The sequence below is a fragment of the Candidatus Eisenbacteria bacterium genome (assembly GCA_016867495.1).
GTDB lineage: Bacteria > Eisenbacteria > RBG-16-71-46 > CAIMUX01 > VGJL01 > VGJL01.
In genome coordinates this window covers 16,515-36,710 of record VGJL01000004.1, presented here as the reverse complement: position 1 = coordinate 36,710, position 20,196 = coordinate 16,515, and the positions used below count along the sequence as shown (strand labels likewise).

Genomic DNA, 20,196 nt, shown 5'->3' with positions numbered 1-20,196 from the left:
ATCTTTTCGACCGGGCCTTCTTGTCGATTGAGCCCTCAAAGGCTCCGCCGCCCTACCCCTTCAGCTTGGCCAGATACTCCCCGACGCGGGAAACCGCCTTCTCGATGTTCTCGACCGAATTCGCATAGGAGAAGCGGAGATAGCCGTTGCCGTTCGCTCCGAACGAGGTCCCCGAGAGGGCCGCGACCCCAGCCACGTCCAGGAGCTCCCTGGCCAGCTTGGCGGTGTCCATCGGCACCTGCTTCACGTTCGGGAAGACGTAGAATGCCCCCTTCGGCTTCTTGCAGCTGACGCCGGGAAGCCGGTTGAGACCGTCGACGATCACATCCCGACGGCGGCGGAACTCCCGGACCATCGCATCCACCTCGTCCTGCGGTCCGGTGAGGGCCTCCATTCCGGCCCGCTGGACGAAGACGTTCGTGCAGGAGTTGGAGTTGGTCATGAGGCGCGTCACGTGCGCGGCGAGATCCGCGCGCATGACTCCATACCCGAGCCGCCAGCCCGTCATCGCGTAGGTCTTGGAATGGCCGTCCAGGATGATCGTCCTGTCCTGCATGCCGGGCAGGCTCGCCAGTGAGACATGCTCGCCCTCGTAGAGGATCTTGCAGTAGACCTCGTCGCAGAGGACGAAGAGATCGCGGTCGCGGACGATCTCGGCGATCCCTTCCATGTCGCGTCGGGTGAGAACCCCGCCGGTGGGATTGTGGGGGGAGTTGAGGATGATGAGCTTCGTCCTGTCGGTCACGAGGGACCTCAGCTCGTCGAGATCGATCGAGAAATCCCTTTCCTCCCGCAAGGGGAGCGAGACCGCCTTGGCGCCGATGAAGTTGATCATCGACTCGTAGATCGGGAATCCGGGATTCGGGTAGATCGCTTCGTCTCCTTCCTCCAGGACCGCGAGGATCGTGAAGAAGATGATCGGCTTGGCGCCCGGGGTCACGACCACGTTCGTGGCATCGACCGGGATCCCCCTCGACTCGGAAACGACCCGCGCGATCGCTTCTCGGACCTCGACGAGGCCCGCTGACGGGCCGTAGTGCGTGTATCCCGAGTTCAACGCTTCGATCGCGGCGTCCTTGATGAAGCGCGGCGTGTCGAAATCGGGTTCGCCGATCTCGAGATGGACGACATCGCGCCCCTGGCGCTCGAGCTCCTTGGCGCGCGCGAGAACCTCGAAAGCGGTCTCGGTGCCGAGGCGTGACATCCTGCTGGCGAACATCTCTCCTCCTCCCTCAGACCCCCGGGCGACGCCCGGCGGGCCTGCCCCAATCCGTCGGGGACGACGGGCGGCCCTGCCGCGCCGGATCCCCGCGCTCCAGCGCCCCCCCGCACTGCGCGGAGAGAAGTGGGGCGCGCCCGACCTGCGCGTCGGCGTGGAGCCACGCCAACACCCGGAGATTGTAGCATGCGCCCCCGATCGGCCCAACCGACGCGGCGCCGGCGGCGCCCCGACGCCATCGGAGCGACACGGGCGCGAGCGGGCGCTCCGGGTCATGGACCGGCGATCCGTGGCCGACCAATCCGACCCGTCAGCCGCGGGAACGCTCCCCGTCGCGATCGGAGGCCGGGCGCAGGGTCCAGGGATCCCACGCCGGCCGTTCGCGGAGGGCCAGGCGCGCCAGGCTCTCCGCGGCCTGGATCGGGCTTGTGTGGTCGGAGGCGCGCACCCGGTCGATCTCGTCTCCGTGGAGGCGGAGATAGCGCAAGACGAGGATCGCCTCGGGCTCCGGAATCGGCGTCCAGCCCGATGCCGCATCGAAGGCGTCCTCGAGCCAGGAGCCGGCCAGGACAAGGGCGCCGCGCTCGGCCTCCTCCGCCGGACCCCGCGGTAGGCGGGCGCGCCCCCGCGCGGCTCCATCGCGGACGGAGAAGACCGAGACCTCGTCGGGATCCCCCTCACAGAGGACGAAGAGGAGATCCCTCTCGGGATGGGGCACCAATTCCCCTGAGGGATGGATCTCGACCTGCATGTTGTAGGAGGGCCTCTGCGCGCGGATCGTCTCTCCCTCGATCAGGAGCGCCTCCAGTTCCGATGGCGTCGTCTCCCACTCGAGATCCCGGATCTCCGCGAGGAGCCTGGCGCGCCGCGCGTGATCGGGCGCGAGCGGACAGAAGTAGCTCGAGACCCTGCGCGACAGATCGCGGGACTTGCCGATGTAGAGCAGCTTCCCGTCCTCTCCGTAGAATCGATAGACGCCGGGCCGGGCCGGGAGGAAATCAAGGACTTCCCTTCCGAAGCGGAAGGAGGAGAAGTCGACGGCGACGTTGGCGCTCTCGGACCCGAGGTCGGCCTCGATCTGCTCGAGAGTGCGCTCGCCCGCGACGGCGAGGATTCTCTCGAGGGCGTTCCCGCATGCGTGGAGCCTCTCCTCGATCGATGGATCGGGGCAGGCGCGGCGCGCGTCGGGTAGGGCGAGACCAAGGCGGCGCGATAGCAGGGCGAGATCGAGAAGCCGGTCGGAAGAAGCCCGAAGCGCGTGCGACCGCTCCAGCCGATGGAGCTGCCGGCGCGCCGCGCCCGCCGTGAGGCTGGCCGCCAGGCGCTCTTCGATGGCGCCGCCTCCCCGCTCCAGCCCCGATCCGTCAGGGGCGATCTTGATGATCTCTCCCCGAGCGCCCGAGCCGGGATCGTAGAGACGGAGGAAGAGGGGAACCGGTTCGCTCTTCATGACAGCGGGCGGAGCGTCCACCAGGACGAAGGAGAGACTTGCCAGAGGAGGTTTCGGGACGGCGAGCGCAGACCACAGGGACCCTTCCCTGCTGAAACGCGGATCCCCCTCGAGCATGCCCTCGACGATCCGATCGGCCTGCGCCGCGCGCGATACGATCTTGAGCGCGGCGCGCGCGATCTCCTCGGAGGACCAGCCGCGGCCCGACGCGAGCATGCCGCGGTGAAGCGAGTCGCGCAGGTCTCCGCGACTACTCACGCGGGCCCTCGAGGTTTGGAATGACGGAGCGCCCGCGGTGATCCATGCGAATCGTTCATTCGTACGGACTCGAGGCTATTCGCGCCCGATCGCGAAGTCAACCCGCGGCGGGAAGCTCCCCCGGTCGGATCGCCATCCGATCGAGCGCGTCACCTGCGCTCCTGGCGCTGCTCGATCGAGAGGTCGAAGATGGGTGGTCCCGTGCGCGCGCGATGCTTGAAGGCGAGGGGAAGAGACGCCGCCAGCCTGATGCCGCCCGCGCGGCCCGGGATCCGGATCTCCAGCCGACAGAGCCACGGCATGGGCGTCGTCCCGCCCGCTGAGCCCGGCCATCCGACCACCGTTGATGTGCGCCCGAAGACCGACGCGTGGAGTCTGCACCCCCCCGCGACCGCCTGGCCGCCCGCGCCGAGGAGAACCCCGCTCCTCGCCCGATCGCGGGTCGCTCGAAGCTGGAGCTTGATGGCCGAGATCCGCTGCGGAGCCCGCCCGGCGATCGGGATTCCGCGCCCTGTGAGGATCGAGTCGCCCGATCCGACTGCGTCGGATTCCGAGCGGGGGGAAGCGATCGATCGAGAGCGATCGTCGGTCCAGGAGCGCTCCCACGTTCCACGGAGGTTGAGGGTCGTGCCGCCGCGCGAGATCTCGGCGATGAGAAACCCTGGAAGGAGGGGCCCTCGGAGGCTCGAGGTCCAGCGGGTCTGCCCCGCTCGTCCATCTGCGCTCCCGCGGGCGGCGACCTCGATCCGCGACTCCATCGAGCCGATCGATCGGGTCAGCCTCCCCTCCACGAGGCCTGTCCGTCCGTCCGCCCGATCGCCGAGCGACCATGCCCCAGCCAGCCGCGCCCTCGATCGCTCAGAGGAAAGCCCCAGCGCGAGCACGGGGGCATGCCCCGACGGCAGGCTGGCGGAGCCGGCGAGGGCGACTCCCCGGGCGGCGAGCCTCGCTCCACATCCCCTTCCGAGCTTCTCGGAATAGCCGAGCCATCCGCCGGCCGAGGCGATCTCGCACGAGACGGCCGCGCCGATTCCGGCATTCTCATCGCTCCATGCGCCGGCGCTGAGCGGCTTGCCTTGGAAAAGGAGGCCGCGCGCCGTGCGTTTCGGCGAGACTCGAACCGCAGATGTGAAGGGAACCGGAGCCTGCCATCGGCGGAGGGGATCATCCCATGGATCCGGACCCACGAGTCCTCCCGCCAGGGATCCGCCCCAGAGGACCGAGTGGTCGTTCAGACGGCAGGAGAGGCGCGCCTCGGGAGCAGCTCCGTACGCCGCGTCGCGGGCGGAGGCCGCCGAGGACCGGCTCGCCTGATGCCGCACGACGATCTCCAGGCGGAGCGGCGACCGCTCGCCGCGCAGGTGCGTCTGCGACGAGGTCATCGCAGATCCGGAGACTCGATGTGTCGATCGAATGAGCCACGATGCCCGCGTGTCCCCTGAGGAAGAGACCCGGAGGTAGGGTGCCCACTCCCTGAGCCGGCGCGGGTCGATCCCCGAGGCGCGAAGACGATCTCCCAGGCTCTCCGAACCGGGCCCGGCGACGCCGCTCAGGGCGTCGGTCTCCAGATCGAGGATGCCGGGCAGATCGTCGAGACGATCGGGATCCTGATCGCTGAGATCGATCCGCAGCTCCTCCTGCAATCCGATCCCGGTTTCGGAGTCAGTCGCCGGCGCCTCGCGTCGAAGATCGCCGGATCGGGCATGCGCGCGCGCGGGGCGAGCGCTCCAGCGTGCCGCGACGGCGAGGATGAGGACTCCGACGATGATGGCCCCGAGGAGCCGGATGAGGGCAGGACCTCCTGGTCTCACTGGAAGGAACAGCGCACGCCGACGCGCGGGCCGAGAGCGGTCGATGGCTCGATCCACAGATCGGTTCCGATCCGTCCGACCCGCATCTCGATCTCGGATCGCAGGGCGTTTCCCGGCCACACGACTTCCTGCCGCAGGGTGACCACCTGCAGGGGAGCGAAGGACGCCCGCCCGATCCATCCGGAGCCGTCTCTCGTGCGGAATCCGGCGGCCCCGGCGCGGATGCCGCCGCCGAGCCCCAGGTCGAGATCAAAAGAGGAGCGAGGAGGCGGGGCGGCCGCGTCCGGCCGGCCGAGGGCGACCCCCTCCCCCGCCAGACGGAGGACGGCGCGCTTCCAGCTCGCCCTGGCCTCGGCGCAAGCGGTCCATCCATGGCGCTTAGCCGGAAGATCCGCAAGAGCGTCGTCGTCCCAGAGGACCTCCCAACGCCGCGCGCCGATCGAGAATCTGCCGTGGTCAAGGACAAGACCGGCAACCGATTCACGGTAGACGTCCGCGAAGCGCAGGAAGTAGAGACCGCTCCGGAGGCCGCGCCTCCCGGTCCCGAACCGGATCTCGGCCCAGCTCCATCCGAGGTCGGGTATGGCGGCGGGGCTTCCGAATGCTGCGCAACCGGCGAAGCCCCTCCGCGGCCCGGCAGGATCCCAGAGCCAGTCCGATAGTCCGCCTCTGGCGGGCCCGGGGAGGCACTCGAAGGCCGCCGATGCGGCGCCTCCCCCGCATGCGAGGAGGAGGGAGAGCGGCACCGCGATCGAGACTCTCACGGCGCCACGGCCACCGCGACGCGATGGCGCTCGACGTCCCCGGACCCGCGCGCGATCTCGAGGACGGCCACATAGAGTCCGGGCGCGACAGCGCGATCCATCTCGTCCTTGCCGTTCCAGGTCGCGACGACCTGTCCCGCAGCCCAGAGATCCCGCAAGAGGCAGCGGATGGGGCGACCGCTCAGATCGAACAGGTCGAGCCTCACCTCGCCCGGTCGCGAGCCGACGCTCCCCTCGAAGGTGCAGACGGATTCTCCCGGGCGGACGGCGCGGGGGCGGACCGCGAAGGCCTCCCCGGCGAGGCGCGAGGCGGAGGCCTCGGAATCCCGGCCCGGGGTCGATCCGCCTGGCTCTCCGCAAGGAACCCAACAACCGGGCCCCTCCGGCAGGTCCGCCGCCAGGCGCTCGAGAGAGACGCCGCGCCCCGGGGCAGGGCCGGGCAACGCGATCTCGCAGACAAGGCCGTCGGAGCCGATCAGTCTGAGCGAATCGGAGATTCCGCCCCCCCGCCCGCCATTGCGCAATCGGGGCCAGGCGCCCTTGTGACTCCAGATCGTGGAGGGGGAGAGGTTCGGGAACTGCGTGCGCATCGCCGCCGAATCCTCGACGACCAACCCGATGCGGGTCTCCGCGTCGATCCGCCGCGGCGCAAGCTCGATGCGCCGGCCATGAGCATCGAGAACGAGGCCGGCGATGAGACGTCCGGCGGGGCCGTCCGCGCGAAGCTCGATCCACTCCGGCTGGCCGACCAGGGGAGAGGCGAGGATCTCGACGATGCGGACCGGGCCATGGCCGACACGGAGACGGAGCGAGTCGGAGTCGTTCTCGGGAACCTGATCGCGCTGGAGAATGCGGGCGAGCCAGGTCGCGCGGCCCGTGTCCGCCGGCGCGTCCAGCAGAAGCGTCTCCTCGGCCGAGCTACCCGGCTCCACGACCGAGGTCCAACCGACAAGAATCGAGCGCCTGCCTTCGATCACTTCCGTGAGAGGAGGAGTCCGCGTCTCGACACCTCGATTGTCCAGCAGAAGAGCGACGGTGATCCGATCCCCCGGACGCGGAAGCTCGGGGCTCGGCGTCGAGAAACGGACGGCCCAGTCATCGAGCGGACGGTTCGGCCGCCCGGGCGTCGGCTGCGCGACGGCGAAGTCGACGAGGTTGTCGTCGGTGTCGACACCATCGACCGCCCGCGCCAGGGAGCGCCCGGATCGCGCGAGCGGCGTCGGATGCGCCTCGTAGTACTCCGCGTGAAGGTGGTCCCCCCACCCCACGAGATCCAGGACGAAACCCTGCTTCACGAGCCGAAGCGCGTCGGGTCCGTTCTGGATGTTGAATTCAGCGGGCTCTCCGTCCCCCGGCCCATCGAGACCGATCCGATAGAGCCCCCCCGGCCGGATCCATCGATCAGCCCCGCCCCTCCAGATCACCTTCCAGTCATTCGCGCGGCCGCCGTTGCCCGCTTCGAGAGCGAGGTCCTCGAGCGACGCGGCGAAGGGGCCGGTGTTCGCGAGCTCGACGAATTCGCGCCCGCTGTCCGACCCTGCGGGGTCGTAGAGGATCTCGTTGATGACGATCGCGGGGGTCGCGGGCTTCCAAGCGAGAGCGAGAAGTGCAAGGCATATGTGAAGGCCGAGCATCGCCCGCCGCAGGGAGAACCGGCAGGCGACCCCGCGGGCGAGCATCGAAGAGGGATCCATGAGGTGGAATCCCGAGGCAATAGATGTGCCACGGGAGCGACAGGAAGCTGATCTTCGCGACTGGCGCCTACGTGCCTAGCCGGAGATCCTCACCGGACGATGGCCAGCTTCCGCACCCTCTGGCCGTCGTTGCACTGAAGGAGAACCCAGTAGATACCGGAGGGCAGGACCCTTCTCCCATCGTCGCGACAATCCCAAAGCAATGTGCTCATCCCTGCATCGGCATGCCCATCCAGCAGAGTCCTCACCCTGCGACCAGCCGCGTCGAGGACCGTGAGGCGAACTTCGCCTTCCCTTGGCAGGACGTAGCGGAAGGCCAACCTGGTCGACGCGGGATTGGGGCTGACAATCTCGATCGAAGGACTGGCCCAGGCGGATACCGAGCCCACGCCAGCCCAGGCTGACATGCTGACTTCAGGGCCGACCGCTGTTGTTGGCTCTGGCAGAATCAGGTTGCGCACCGAGACATCCTCCACGTAGTAGGCGCTTCCTGATGCGCCAACCATCTCCAGATAGGTGAGACCGGATATCGTCGCTGAGGCAGGCCGATGCACTCCGGCGCGCACCCCGTCGATGTAGATGGCGACCCTGTTTCCCCTGGTGTCGGCGGCGATTTCGATCTTGTGCCATTCGCGCGGTGCGACGGGCCCGAGATCGATCCATGAGTCGCCTTCCTGGTAATGCAGATGGCCACCCTCGTACTTCATGCTGATTCCGACCGTGGCACCGTCGATTATCCGGACTTCGCTTGCCCGGCCATGGCCGGTCTCATAGAAGTGATGGAACTGCACCGTGAAGGAACCCAGATGGTTCTGGAATCTCCTGATGCAGTCGCGATCGCTGCCGTCCATCCTTATGGCGGTTCTTCCCGACAAGACCCGATCCGAAGATGCTTCTGGGGCGCCGTAGACGGCCCACCATCCCAGCGGGCCCGCGGTGCCGTACTGCGGAGCCACCGCGTAGCCGATCGCACAGTCTCGCACTCCATGCGTAGTAGGGCATCCGAAGAACCACATCCTGACGGTGTCCGTGCCTAGGTCATCCTTGGCGATGAATGCGTTCTCCACTCGTCCACCGTCCCACGCACCTGACCTGCCCAGAAACATCACAGGGTTCTCCGCATACCTCTCCCAGTGGACCAGATCCGTGCTTGTGGCAAATCCAAGCTGGTGCATCAGTCCGCCGCGCCCATTGTAGCCCATGATGTACTTGCCCGCGGAAACCTCGACGACCTTCGGATTGGCTACCTGCAGGTAGTCCCACTCCCCTGGGCTGCCCGTGAGCAGCGCCCGACCCTCGTTCAGGGGAGTGAAGTGGATCCCGTCCTCCGACAACGCGCCGTATATGGCCCTCGCAGGCGGACCAACCTCGACAAACAGGCCATAGTCTCCCCGATCTCTCTTGAGCACGCTGACAATGGCGACGACCGCAGCGCTGTCGTCGATCCCTGCCCAGTCTCTGGCCCGCAGGAGAGGGTTCTCGGACCACTTCGTCCATCTCACTCCATCGAGGGATGTTGCGAGGCCGATGCCGGACTTTGCGCCATCGTAGCCGTCATAGTAGAGCCTGTAATCCAGGTCGCCGTTCTTGATTGCCCAGGCACTTCCGATGAAACCATCATCCCAGCTCCCGGATTCGCCAAGCCGCAAGACCGGGTTGTTGTCCTGGTCCTTGATCCAGTTGATGCCGTCCGTCGACACCGCCCTTCCGATCTGCCGCTTGATGTGGTCGCCAGACTCAAGGAACTGCGGATCATACTCGTTGCCGCGGTAGTACATCACGTACTGCCCATCGTCAGTGGCAAGCCGGCCCCGTCCGTCCAGCATGAGCATCGGATCCCGCAGGCCGTAGGAGTCCCACCCGACGAGCGATTTCGAGAGAATCGGATTCACATCGTGCTTGTTCCATGGCTTGCCACGCATTGTGCCGAACATCGTCGGATAGGATCGATTGCCTTCGAAGTCATCGAAGAAGAGAAAGACCTGCGGGGCGTTCGACGTGCTTTGCGCTCTATCATTCCCATAGTAGACGTAGATCGAGTGCTGCAGCCCCGCAGGAATGACTGGCACACTGATCCAGAAGGCGGCAGGAGCCCCTGAGACGCCACCCTCTACCCAGTGATCCAGGAGCGTCACTCCATCCGCATCTGTGAAGCGCACGCCGGCACGCTCCGCCGCCGCGAGTGGAATCAGGTCGCCCTGCAAACGAACCGCGTAGTCGGCCAAAGCGACCTCGCCGCTTCCGTTGTCGATCCTGATCTCTCGGCGAAAGGCCCAGGCGGCGTCAAGCCAGCCGGCCGCGGACCGCACCGCCCACGATGCTTGTGGTTTTGGGACGGCAGACCCCACGGGAGTGATTGCGTGCTCCGACGAGGCTTCCACGGAACCGGCCAGCATGGCGAGGAACGCCATCGCCATGAGCGCTGACGTCACCTGCAGGAAACCCGCCGTGCTCCGTCGCTCCATGCGTTCTGCCCTGCCGAAGTGAAGGGTCGCGCCTCAGCGCTGCCCAGTGATCGCAAACGCAGCCCTCCGGTTGCGAGCCCATGCCGACTCGCTGTGCCCTCGGTCCACTGGTCTCTCCTCCTCGTAGTTTACCACCGCGAGGCGACCGGCTGCCACACCGTAGCCCGTCAGGTATTCGACAACGGCGCGCGCCCGTTTCTCGCCCAGAGCCAGGTTGTACTCGACGCTGCCGCGCTCGTCGCAGTGCCCCTCCACGAGGAGGGTCAGATCCGTCCGCTCCGACAGAGTCCTGGCATGCCGAGAGAGAGTCGCCAGAGCATCCGGTCGCAACACGTACGTGTCGAAATCGAAGTAGACCTCCTCAAAGGAGACGGCCTCCACGCGCTCGGGAGCCGTGACCGGTTGGCGTGTTTCGGGCTGTTCGGCCCCGGCCGATGGGGCTTCCCTTGTGGGCCTCACAGTCTTCTTGCCACCACAGGAGAGGCAACAGGGCCATCGTCAGGGTCAGGCATGTCAGCACGACCGAGCTGAGTTTTCGCACACGAGCCTCTCATTGTGCTGCTTGCGATGAAGGGCATGGAACCGGACAACGGATCATGCGGGCCGACTCTGGCGACGATCGCGCTGCAGCAGCACCTGGGCGATCGCAGCTCTCAGCCCCTCGAGATTCTCCGACTTCGCCACGAAGGCACGAGCCGGTATGCGGTTCAGGTCGAACCGCAGGAGCCCTTCGCTGGCGGTGTGGATGATCACGGGGATCTCGGGGTAGAGCCTCGAGATCTCCCTGGCCGTGTCCAGGCCACCGAGCCCTGGCATGCGGAGGTCCAGGACTACGATGCCCGGCGATGCGGCGTTGCAGAGGTTCAGGGCCTCGAGGCCGCTGCCGGCCGTCAGAACGCGGTAGCCGCTCTTGCCTTCTGGGCGCGCATGGCCAGCCTGCACGCACTCGAGCAGACAAGGCGCTACTCGTTTTGGAAGCGATGGCTTGGCCAAGCGTCTCCCTCCGCGGACACCATCGGGCGGGTTTGCGCTCAGCTAGAGTTGCCCGGGCTGCGAGAGGTCCTCTATGGCCTCTATTCTCGTTTCCGGCGCAACAAGGTTCTGGCCCGATCCCACGGGGAGTCGATCTCGCTGATTATCGACGGGCACGAGTCCTCCGCCAGCTACCGGCGGCACTGTCCCGGCTGCTTGCAGCGCAAGATCACGATCGGGGGGCAGGAGCACGTTCAGTACTACCATCGTTCGGTCATGGCGCAGCTGCAGGTCGGCGAGGTGAGCTTCCTACTCGACATGGAACCCCAGCTGCCTCATGAGGATGAGGTTGCTGCTGCGCTGCGCCTGTTCCTGCGAGTGGCCGCCCGCCTTCCTCGCGCCTTCGACATCGTGCTGGTAGATGGCCTCTATGCGCGCGCCGAGTTCTTCCGGACCGCGATCGAGCGGGGCAAGGATGTGGTCGCTGTTCTGAAAGACGATCGACGGGATCTTCTCCAAGACGCCTTGTCTCTGTTCGCCGCGATCCCACCGATCCGAGAGCAGGAGGGCTCCACCGAGCGACTCATGTGGGATCTGGATGGCTTTACCTCGTGGGAGGCAATGAAGCGCCCGGTGCGTGTCGTTCGTAGCCTGGAGACAACAACCTGGCACGCACAGGCCAACGGATGCCTCCAAACCCGGGTAGCCGACTGGGTCTGGGTCACTACCCTGTCCCCGTCACGGGTCGCCACCCCTCGGCTTGTAGCTCTCGCGCATCGCCGCTGGGCCATCGAGAACGAGGGCTTCAACGAGCTCGTCGAGCACTGGCACGCTGATCACCTGTTCCATCACCACCCTAAGGCGGTTCAGGTCTTCTGGCTCATGGTCATGATGGCTCATAACCTCTTCCACGCCTTCGTCAGCAGGCAGATCAAACCCGCATTGCGAGTCCGGCACACGTGTCTGCATTGGGCAAGCCTCATCGCTGCGGATCTGCACCACTGCGCTCCTGTTGAGCCTTGGCCCCTGCCACCGTGAAATCGCCGCCCCACCAGTCTCTCCTACCCTGAAACTGCCCGCTTCGAGTTGGCCCCATCGCCACCTCGCAGGCTCGACCCACCTCCCGAACGCCAATCTCCGTCCCACACGCACTACGAAACAGCCCTGCCCACCCAAGATACCCCGGCGACCCAACCATCCGACTGCTCCCACGTCAGCTTCAGAGCACTGCCAACCCTCCGCCAGCAGCTTCTGCGGAATCGCTGCCGCGAGCACTTCTCCCCCGCATACCTGCGCCCGAATGGGGTACAATTGCCCCGGCAAGGAGAATCCCCATCCGCGGATCCAGGAGGTAAACCATGAGATCGCTTCCAGTGCTTTCCGTTCTTGTTTCAATCGTGCTTCTGCCCGCCACGGTTGCCGCCGCGACCTATGTCGTGAATCCCGAGGGTTCAGGCGACTACGCTACGATCCAGGCTGCGGTGGACGCAGCCAATCACGGGGATACGATCGAGTTGACCAACGGGGTGTTCACGGGTGTCGGCAACCGTGACATCGACTACCTGGGGAAATCGATCACCATACGGTCCCAGGGGGGAATCGCACACGCATGTGTTGTGGACTGCCAGAGTCAAGGTCGTGGTTTCATCTTCCAATCGGGCGAGGGACCCCTCGCCATACTGGAGCGACTGATGGTCAGAAACGGTCGCGCCGCGGAGTACGGAGGCGGAGTCTACATACTGGATGGATCTGATCCCACATTGATCGACTGCGTGTTCGCGGACAACTGGTCCGGCTACGCCGGCGGCGGAGTCGCCTGCATGTCCTACTGCGCGCCTCTGGTGTCTGGCTGCCTGTTCATTGAAAACACCGCCGATAACGCGACAGGAACAGGACACGGGGGTGGTATGCACTGCGGCAACTACTCGTACGCCACCCTACGCGACTGCCTCTTCGCCGGCAACTCGGCCACATGGAGAGGCGGGGGTTTTCACTGTCACAACTACTCCAACGCATCGCTGGAGAACTGCACATTCTACGGCAACCGGTGTGTCGCAGGGGGCGGGATCGGCCTCAGGAATGTCGCTTCCGTATCTATCTCCAATACGATCGTAGCGTTCAGCGGTGAGGGATCCGGCGTTCATTGCGAACCGGGGACAAGCGCCATGCTCGATTGCTGCGCCGTCTATGGGAATGCCGGCGGCGACTGGGTCGGCTGCATTGCGGAACAGCTTGGTCTGCGGGGGAACATTCATGCCGATCCCCTATTCTGCGATCCCGCAGGCGGCGACTACTCTCTCAACGGCAACTCCCCGTGCGCGCCCGGGAACAACCCTGGCTGCGGCCTGATCGGCGCATTGGGCGTGGGTTGCGGCCCTACCGCCACCCGGCGGGTCACCTGGGGAGAGGTCAAGGCGGCATTTCGCTAGTCGCCACGGCAGCCGGCAGCCCCTACTATCTGGGCATTGTCGAGGGGATGATCGGATGAAGTGGGACTACTATCGCTTTCTTTCCAGACTGGGGCCTGTCGCCCTGAGCCAAGGGATGCCCTACGCGCGTTGCGTCGAGTATCCCGAGGTCGTAAGGCGCCTTCGCCTCGCTTCCGACGATAGGGTCCTCGACATCGGCAGCAGATACTCACCCTTCCCGGCATTGCTCGCAATGCGCCACGGTTGCTCCGTCACGGCTGTCGACCCGGAACCGAACTTCGAGAAGAAGCAGATGGCGATGATGCGGAAGGTGCCGCACGCCCTGAAGCTCGCCCATGAGGGGAAGCTCTCCTTTCATACCCGCGATGCCGGAGAGCTTCCGTTCCCGGATGGGCACTTCACGAAGATCGCGGCGATCAGCGTGTTGGAGCACATCGTCGACGAAGGCCCCGTCATGCGAGAGCTAGCTCGCCTGCTCGCGAAGAACGGTCTGCTCGCGATCTCCGTCCCCTATGACCCCTACCGGGACGAACCCAAGTACTACCGCCGGAAGGTCTATGTGACGGGCCAGCATGAGTCTGAGGAGTTCTACCAGCGCTACTACAACGACGACAACCTGCGGAGTCGGCTTGTGGAGCCGAGCGGTCTCCGATTGCTCAGCACGGACTACTTCGGAGAACCGGGATTCAATGCGCACAATCTGCTCTATGGGAATCAGCGAATCCCGTGGTATGTCCGGCGCGTCCTCTTCCAGCCCCTCGCCCCTTTCCTCGCGCCTCTGCTGATCAGGAAGCTCGAGCCGCGGCAGTTCAGGCACAAGACCAAGATGTACACCTGCGACATCGCGATCCTGATTCTGACCAAGTGACAGCCGCGTGAGCGCGGTGGGGCGCTCAAACGCGCGCCCCGATTCTATTCCAGCGGTTACGCCAGCCCTCTCCTCCTTCGCAGGAACCACTCCACGGAGAGGACGAGGATGAAGGCGAGGAAGACGGCGAGCTGATTCCACATCTCGATCTCGCGGACGCGGCCGACCTTGCGGATCGTGCCGGGAAGCCGGGCCAGCAAGGCGGCCAAGCCATCCTCGTCGACGGCCGTCCCGCCGCTCGCGCGCGCGATTTGATCGAGCGTCCCGGGATCGGAGCGGAGACGGACATGCTCGGGCCCGTTCTGATCGACCCAGAAAGCCGACTCGATGCGGCCGAGCTGCCGCAGGCCGTCGGCGCTCACGGCCTCCGCAGTGAATCGATAGGCTCCCGGCTGAAGCGGGTCGACCTTCCCGGCGAATGTCCCCTCGAGGCCCTTCGGCCGCAGATCGACGACCCGCGCCCGGGTGGGATGGGCGGACGAGTCTCCGACTCCGCCGCTCGCATCGGAAGCGGGCACAACCCGGATCGTGACCCTCGCGTCGGGAACGGGGGCGTATCGCTCGTCCCAGACGCGCGCCGCGAATTCGGGCGCTTCCCCATTCTGGAACACGCCCCGCGCCGGCTCGGCGAGGAATCGATCACGCAGGGTCGGCTCCGCGAGCCAGCGAATGAGGCGGAGCGCGAACTGCCCGAAGAGATCCGCTTCTCCCCCCGCCGCCGTGCCGCTCGGAAGGAATCCCCATCTCCAGAAATCGTGCGAGGCGAGCAACGCGACCTTGCCTTGGCCGGCGAAGCCCGCGACGAGCGCGGGCTCCCCGCCCTTGGCGGCGGCGAACTCGAGGAGAGTGACGCCGCCGGCCCTGGTGCGCACGCGATCGGGACTCGGCCAAACCGGCGGCAAGGAGGACCAGACAGCCTCGGCCCGCGCGGGACTCTCCTCCACAGCCGTGATCGGATGGGTCAGGCCGGCCGTCGTGAGCCTCGCGGCGAGCGGCCGCTCCTGATCGATTCCCGGAATGACGTCCGCCGGCAGGAGGGGTTCCAGAGGCGTCCCACGAAGGCGGGCGAGGCCCGCCCGTCCACCCAGGACGAGGAGACCGCCGCCCTGCTCCACGTATCGGGCCAGGGCCGCGTGGAATCCCGCGCCAAGCGCCGACGCGGGAGCGTCGCCCAGAACCACGGCCGCGTAGTCGCGCAGATCTCCGATCTGCGGCGGTGGCGCTCCTGGGCGATCGGGCAGCCAGCGGCCCGCGCGATCGGCGAGAAGAAACCGATAGCCGAAGGTGCTGTCCGAGGCCAGAACCCGCCTCAGGAACGCGTGGTCCCAGTCGAGGCGCCCCTCGAGGAGCAAGACGCGGGTCTTGCGCTCGAGAACGCGCAGAGCGACCGATCGACTGTCGTTCTCGGGGATCGCGTCCTGCGCGCCGACAAGACGGACATCCCACTTGCGCAGCCCCGGCGCCTGCGGGCGCACATCGAGGCGAACCGACTGCTCCAGATCCTCGCCTCTGCCGACCGTGACCCGCCCGGTCGCGAGGACCTTTCCTTGATCGACCACCTCCAGATCGAGGGCGCGACCGTCCTGGCCAGTGCTCGCGATCTCGACCTCGACGGGGACCGGCTCGCCCGAGAAAGCGACGGCGTTCGTTCTGATCCTGAGAACGCGCACATCCGGCGCGCCGAGCGATCCGCCGATCATCACCGGGAAAACGGGTACTCCCGCGTTGCGCGCGGCTCCCACAGGATCGGATCCGACCGTGTTCATCCCGTCGCTGAGCAGGATCGCGCCGCCAAGCGGACGGCCGCCCTCCCTCGAGGCGAGCGCATCGAGAGCATCCCCGATCGCCGTGTTCCCCGCGCTCCTTGCCGGCGCATCCCTCTCACGCGGGGCGAGAGCGGAATCGAAGGCGTACTGGTCGACGCGGAAGTCGGAGCCGAGGCGATCGGCGATCTCGCGCGCGAGGTCCCGCGCGCGCTCCGCCCTGCTCCCTGCGGCCGGCCCGGAGCCGGGCAGAGCCATGCTTGCGGAGCCGTCGATGAGCAGAGCGATCCGCGGTTTGCCGGGGTCGGGAAGCACGATCGTGAGCACCGGCTCTGCGAGAGCGAAGAGGACGATCAGGATCGCGAGCCCGCGGAGAATCTGGAGGACGGTGCGCGACGGGCGCTCGAGCGGCGCCACGGTGCGGTAGTAGGCCCAGACGGCGAGAGCTACCCCCACCGGCACCAGTAGGAGCCAGAGGTTGCGCTGCGGAGACAGGAACTCGAGCGATAGCTGCTGCATCGTGCCGATCCTCCGCCCCTACACCCCGGGCGAACCCGAGGGTTCCTCGCGCTGCGACAGGGGCTTCAGGAAGCCGGGTTCATCGGATCGTGGACCGCGCATCATCGTTCCTCCTCGACTCCCTCGTGATCCCCGCGAGAGGCAGCGCTCTCTCCCGGACCGGGCCTCGCGAGCTTCAGCCCCCACTTGCGCCAGTCTCCATGGCCGCTCGCCGCCGGGCGCCTGATGTTCGCCCAGCCGATCATCAGGACCTGGATCGCCCCCGCGATGAAGAGGATCGTGATGCCCCGCTCGACGAGCCGGAGCGAGTCCCGCTCCCACCCGCTGATCGGTCCGTAGAGCAGAAGAACCGTCCCCGCGCCGAGAGCCACGCCGGTCGCCCGGCCGAACGGCGTCGGACGGATCCAGACCCTCCCCATCAGGAAATACAGGGCGAGGCAGCCGAAGAGAAGGAGGCCGTAGCGGACCAGCGCGGCCGCCACCGTCCCCGAGCCGACGCGACCGCAGCTCCAGAGGCTCATGAACACGACAACCTGGAAGAGGATGTCGCCGAACGGATCGAGGATGAAGCCGAGCCTCGTCTCCTCGTGGCGGCGGCGCGCGATAATCCCATCGGCGACGTCGGAGAAGGCGATCGCCAGATACGCGACCAGGGCGGCCGTCCATCGTCCCTGCAGGATCAGCGCCGAGAGGAGCGGCAGGGTCGAGATCCTGGCCAGCGTGATCAGATTCGCCGCGCCGAGGCGATGGACCGGCTCTCCCGAGAGGGTCGAAAGGAACCCGATGTTGAGCAGGAGAAGCCCGGTCGCGGCGGCGATCCAGACCCCGGTGACCAGAAGGAGAGGAAGGAGTCCCTCCATTCCAAGGGGGAGCGTCACGCAGATCGCCGCGGCCCAGGCGAGCCCCGTGATCAGGAATCCCGTCCGGACGACGTCCCGCATCCCCTCGGGGTTCTGATGGAAGCCGACCCGGCCTCGTTCCCAGACGAAGTGCGTGAGTTGCGCGACTCCGAGATGCCCGAGGATCCGCTCGAGGGCCGTCCGTTCGCGCCGCTCCTTCAAGGTCCTCCGTCAGGCCGTCCGGGTCTCAGCGACGCCGCGGGCGCGCAGGGCCGCCTGCGCCGCCGCGAGCCTCGCGATCGGCACGCGAAACGGCGAGCAACTCACGTAGTCGAGGCCGACCCGCGAGAAGAAGTCGACCGAGGCGGGATCGCCTCCATGTTCCCCGCAGATTCCGACCTTCAGACCCGGCCGTGCGGCGCGCCCCCTCTCCGTCGCCATGGCGACGAGCTGGCCGACGCCGGCCTGATCGATGCTGACGAACGGATCCCTGTCGAGGACGCCGAGCTCGAGATACTCGCGGAGGAACTTCCCCGCGTCGTCGCGGGAGTAGCCGTATGTCATCTGCGTCAGATCGTTCGTCCCGAAGGAGAAGAACTCGGCCTCCCTCGCGACTTCCGAGGCGGTCAGGGCCGCGCGGGGGACCTCGACCATGGTGCCGACGAGATAGTCGACCTCGACCCCTTCGCGCTCCTGCACCGCCTGGGCGGTCTCTCTGACGATCGCGGCCTGGTGCAGGAACTCGCGCACATCCCCAACCAACGGGATCATGATCTCCGGATGCGCCGCGACTCCTTCCTTCCGGAGGCGGCAGGAGGCTTCCATGATGGCGCGCGTCTGCATGGCCGTGATCTCGGGATAGGCGATTCCCAGCCTGCAGCCTCGATGCCCCAGCATCGGGTTGAACTCGTGAAGCTCCTCGACGTGCTTCAGGAGCGTTCTCTTCCTCTCCAGCTCCGGGCCGGATTCCTTTCTCTCCTCCATCCGCGCGATCTCGACCAGAAGCTCCTCCCGCCTCGGCAGGAACTCGTGCAGGGGAGGATCCAGCGTGCGGATCGTGACGGGCAGGCCTTCCATAGCCTTGAGCAGGCCGTAGAAGTCGTCGCGCTGCAAGGGGAGGATCTTCGCCAGCGCCTCATCGAGCTTCCTCTGAGGCTCCTCGAGCTCCTTTCTCGTCGCGGCGAGCTTCGTCTGGGTCTCCGCCTTCGCGGATCCGGCCTCGGAGACTTCCTTCTCGAGGCGGCGCATTTCCGCCTGCAATCGCTTCGCGATCGGCGCGAAGAGGATCATCTGCTGCACGTGAGGGAGACGCTCGGTCGCGAAGAACATGTGCTCCGTTCTGCAGAGCCCGATTCCCTGCGCTCCGAACTTGCGCGCCTGCTGGGCGTCCCGCGGGATGTCGGCGTTCGCCCTCACGGCGAGCTTCCGCGTCTGATCCGCCCATTCCATGAAAACCCGGAACTCGTCGGCGACCTCCGCCTCCAGAGTCGGCACCGCGCCGTCGAGCACCTCGCCGGTGGAACCGTTCAGACTGATCGTGTCCCCCCTCCCGAGCCGGCGCGTTCCGATTTCGAGAGATCCGGCTTCCTCATCCATGCGCAGCGCGGAGCAGCCGGCGACGCAGCACTTCCCCATGCCGCGCGCGACCACCGCCGCGTGGCTCGTCATCCCTCCGGTCGCCGTCAGGATTCCCGCCGCGGCGTCCATCCCATGGATGTCGTCCGGATTGGTCTCCGACCGGACGAGGATGACCTTCTCGCCCCGCCTCTGGGCCTCGACCGCCTCCTCGGAGGTGAAGACGATCGATCCGACGGCCGCTCCGGGCGAGGCAGCCAGCCCGCGCGCGAGAACCACAACCTTCGCCGACGGGTCGATGCGCGGGTGGAGGAGCTGGTCGAGCTGCGCCGGCTCGACGCGCATGAGGGCCTCCTCCTTCGTGATCAGACCTTCCCGGACCATGTCGACGGCGATGCGAACCGCGGCCTGCGCCGTCCTCTGGCCCCGCCGGGTCTGAAGCATGTAGAGCTTCCCTTCCTCGACGGTGAACTCGAAGTCCTGGACGTCGCGGTAGTGCTTCTCCAGGTGGTCGGTGAACCTGCGAAGCTGGGCGTAGCTCTCCGGAAGCTGCTCCTCGAGCGTGCGGATCGGCTCCGGGGTGCGGATCCCGGCGACGACATCCTCCCCCTGGGCGTTCATCAGATACTCGCCGTAGAACTCGGCCGCCCCGGTCGCCGGATCGCGCGTGAAGCCTACGCCTGTCGCCGAGCGCGGGCCCATGTTTCCGAAAACCATCGCCTGAACGTTCACCGCCGTCCCCAGATCGTCGGGGATGCCGTTCTGCTTGCGGTAGAAGACGGCCCGGTCGTTGTTCCAGGAGCGGAAGACGGCGTCGCGCGCCATGTCGAGCTGCTTGCGGGGATCCTGAGGGAAGTCGTCTCTGGTCCGCTCACGGATCAGCCCCTTGAAGAGGCCCGCGACTTCCTCGAGACGGCCGGCCGACAGATCGAGGTCGATCTTGGCGCCCTTCTCTTCCTTGAAGCGCGCGAGGAGATGCTCGAAGGCGTCCTTCTCGACTCCCAGCACGACGCTTCCGAACATCTGGAGAAACCGGCGGTACGAGTCGAAGGCGAACCTCCTGTTCCCGGTTCTGGCGGCCAGCCCCTCGACTGATCGATCATTGAGGCCGAGGTTCAGGATCGTGTCCATCATCCCGGGCATGGAGAACTTGGCGCCCGAACGGACCGAGATGAGCAGCGGATTCTCGGGATCGCCCAGCCCGCGGCCCAGCAGCCCCTCGAGCCACCTGAGCGCGGCCTCCTGCTGCTCCGCCACCTCGGGGGGGAGCTTGCCTCTCCCCGCGGCGTAGAGCCCGCAGGCGGTCGTGACGATCGTGAAGCCGGGAGGCACGGGAAGGTCGGCCGCAGTCATCTCCGCGAGCCCCGCTCCTTTGCCGCCGAGCAGGTCGCGCATCTCTCCGCTACCCTCGGTTGCGCCGCCGCCGAATCGGTACACGTACTTGTCTGTCATGATTGTCCCCTGTTGCCGACTGACATTGCCTGCTGGTCTTCGTGGGATTCAGGGCGATCCGCCCATCTTAGACGGTTTGGGTCGCGATTGGGAACGCGACACAGCTCATCCGCGCGGA

Annotated in this window: 14 protein-coding genes; 3 read left to right on the top strand and 11 right to left on the bottom strand. The window is 66.8% G+C overall.

Annotated features, from left to right (window positions below; genetic code table 11):
• Positions 1-52: 52 nt before the first annotated feature.
• The 8 genes from FJY88_01595 to FJY88_01560 all read right to left on the bottom strand — a co-directional run bounded on the left by FJY88_01595 (position 53) and on the right by FJY88_01560 (position 10,696).
• Complete coding sequence (locus FJY88_01595) at positions 53-1,219, bottom strand: pyridoxal phosphate-dependent aminotransferase (protein MBM3286038.1); 1,167 nt, start codon at positions 1,217-1,219, stop codon at positions 53-55.
• A gap of 310 nt (positions 1,220-1,529) precedes the next feature.
• Positions 1,530-2,927 (bottom strand): hypothetical protein, encoded by a 1,398-nt coding sequence (locus FJY88_01590; protein MBM3286037.1) that lies wholly within the window; start codon positions 2,925-2,927, stop codon positions 1,530-1,532.
• A 149-nt stretch (positions 2,928-3,076) separates the two neighbouring features.
• A complete protein-coding gene (locus tag FJY88_01585) occupies positions 3,077-4,738 on the bottom strand; it encodes a hypothetical protein (GenBank protein MBM3286036.1) in 1,662 nt (553 codons plus the stop codon).
• Complete coding sequence (locus FJY88_01580) at positions 4,735-5,502, bottom strand: hypothetical protein (GenBank protein MBM3286035.1); 768 nt, start codon at positions 5,500-5,502, stop codon at positions 4,735-4,737. The genes FJY88_01585 and FJY88_01580 overlap by 4 nt, the downstream gene beginning before the upstream one ends.
• The gene (locus FJY88_01575; protein ID MBM3286034.1) at positions 5,499-7,196 is read right to left on the bottom strand and encodes a lamin tail domain-containing protein; all 1,698 of its coding nucleotides are present in this window, start codon (positions 7,194-7,196) and stop codon (positions 5,499-5,501) included. Before FJY88_01575 ends, FJY88_01580 begins: the two co-directional genes overlap by 4 nt.
• Positions 7,197-7,285: 89 nt before the next feature.
• Entirely contained in the window at positions 7,286-9,661 is a 2,376-nt protein-coding gene (locus FJY88_01570; protein ID MBM3286033.1) for a DUF2341 domain-containing protein, read from the bottom strand.
• Positions 9,662-9,694: 33 nt separating this feature from the next.
• Positions 9,695-10,120, bottom strand: a complete 426-nt coding sequence (locus FJY88_01565) for a peptidoglycan-associated lipoprotein (GenBank protein ID MBM3286032.1) — start codon at positions 10,118-10,120, stop codon at positions 9,695-9,697.
• 135 nt (positions 10,121-10,255) lie between these two features.
• Positions 10,256-10,696 (bottom strand): response regulator, encoded by a 441-nt coding sequence (locus tag FJY88_01560; GenBank protein MBM3286031.1) that lies wholly within the window; start codon positions 10,694-10,696, stop codon positions 10,256-10,258.
• On the opposite strand from FJY88_01560, the gene FJY88_01555 reads away from it, so the two are divergent.
• From FJY88_01555 to FJY88_01545, 3 genes are all read left to right on the top strand, one after another.
• Positions 10,589-11,671 (top strand): transposase, encoded by a 1,083-nt coding sequence (locus tag FJY88_01555; GenBank protein ID MBM3286030.1) that lies wholly within the window; start codon positions 10,589-10,591, stop codon positions 11,669-11,671. The genes FJY88_01560 and FJY88_01555 overlap by 108 nt on opposite strands.
• Positions 11,672-11,991: 320 nt before the next feature.
• On the top strand, positions 11,992-13,062 hold the full coding sequence (locus FJY88_01550; GenBank protein MBM3286029.1) for a hypothetical protein: 1,071 nt from the start codon (positions 11,992-11,994) through the stop codon (positions 13,060-13,062).
• A 55-nt stretch (positions 13,063-13,117) separates the two neighbouring features.
• Entirely contained in the window at positions 13,118-13,930 is an 813-nt protein-coding gene (locus FJY88_01545; GenBank protein MBM3286028.1) for a class I SAM-dependent methyltransferase, read from the top strand.
• Between the two features lie 56 nt (positions 13,931-13,986).
• Here FJY88_01545 and FJY88_01540 read toward each other — a convergent pair whose 3' ends face one another.
• From FJY88_01540 to FJY88_01530, 3 genes are all read right to left on the bottom strand, one after another.
• A complete protein-coding gene (locus FJY88_01540) occupies positions 13,987-16,212 on the bottom strand; it encodes a hypothetical protein (GenBank protein ID MBM3286027.1) in 2,226 nt (741 codons plus the stop codon).
• A gap of 101 nt (positions 16,213-16,313) precedes the next feature.
• Positions 16,314-17,273, bottom strand: coding sequence for a CDP-alcohol phosphatidyltransferase family protein (locus FJY88_01535; protein MBM3286026.1), 960 nt, complete (start codon positions 17,271-17,273; stop codon positions 16,314-16,316).
• A 9-nt stretch (positions 17,274-17,282) separates the two neighbouring features.
• Positions 17,283-20,078: a pyruvate, phosphate dikinase gene (locus FJY88_01530; GenBank protein ID MBM3286025.1), complete on the bottom strand. Its 2,796-nt coding sequence runs from the start codon at positions 20,076-20,078 to the stop codon at positions 17,283-17,285.
• Between the last annotated feature and the right edge of the window lie 118 nt (positions 20,079-20,196).

What these genes read in the sequence shown, in the direction of transcription:
- FJY88_01595 (MBM3286038.1), bottom strand. Translation starts at nt 1,219, where the DNA reads ATGTTCGCCAGCAGGATGTCACGCCTCGGCACCGAGACCGCTTTCGAG.
- FJY88_01575 (MBM3286034.1), bottom strand. Translation starts at nt 7,196, where the DNA reads ATGGATCCCTCTTCGATGCTCGCCCGCGGGGTCGCCTGCCGGTTCTCC.
- FJY88_01570 (MBM3286033.1), bottom strand. Translation starts at nt 9,661, where the DNA reads ATGGAGCGACGGAGCACGGCGGGTTTCCTGCAGGTGACGTCAGCGCTC.
- FJY88_01555 (MBM3286030.1), top strand. Translation starts at nt 10,589, where the DNA reads ATGGCCAGCCTGCACGCACTCGAGCAGACAAGGCGCTACTCGTTTTGG.
- FJY88_01550 (MBM3286029.1), top strand. Translation starts at nt 11,992, where the DNA reads ATGAGATCGCTTCCAGTGCTTTCCGTTCTTGTTTCAATCGTGCTTCTG.
- FJY88_01545 (MBM3286028.1), top strand. Translation starts at nt 13,118, where the DNA reads ATGAAGTGGGACTACTATCGCTTTCTTTCCAGACTGGGGCCTGTCGCC.
- FJY88_01540 (MBM3286027.1), bottom strand. Translation starts at nt 16,212, where the DNA reads ATGCAGCAGCTATCGCTCGAGTTCCTGTCTCCGCAGCGCAACCTCTGG.
- FJY88_01530 (MBM3286025.1), bottom strand. Translation starts at nt 20,078, where the DNA reads ATGACAGACAAGTACGTGTACCGATTCGGCGGCGGCGCAACCGAGGGT.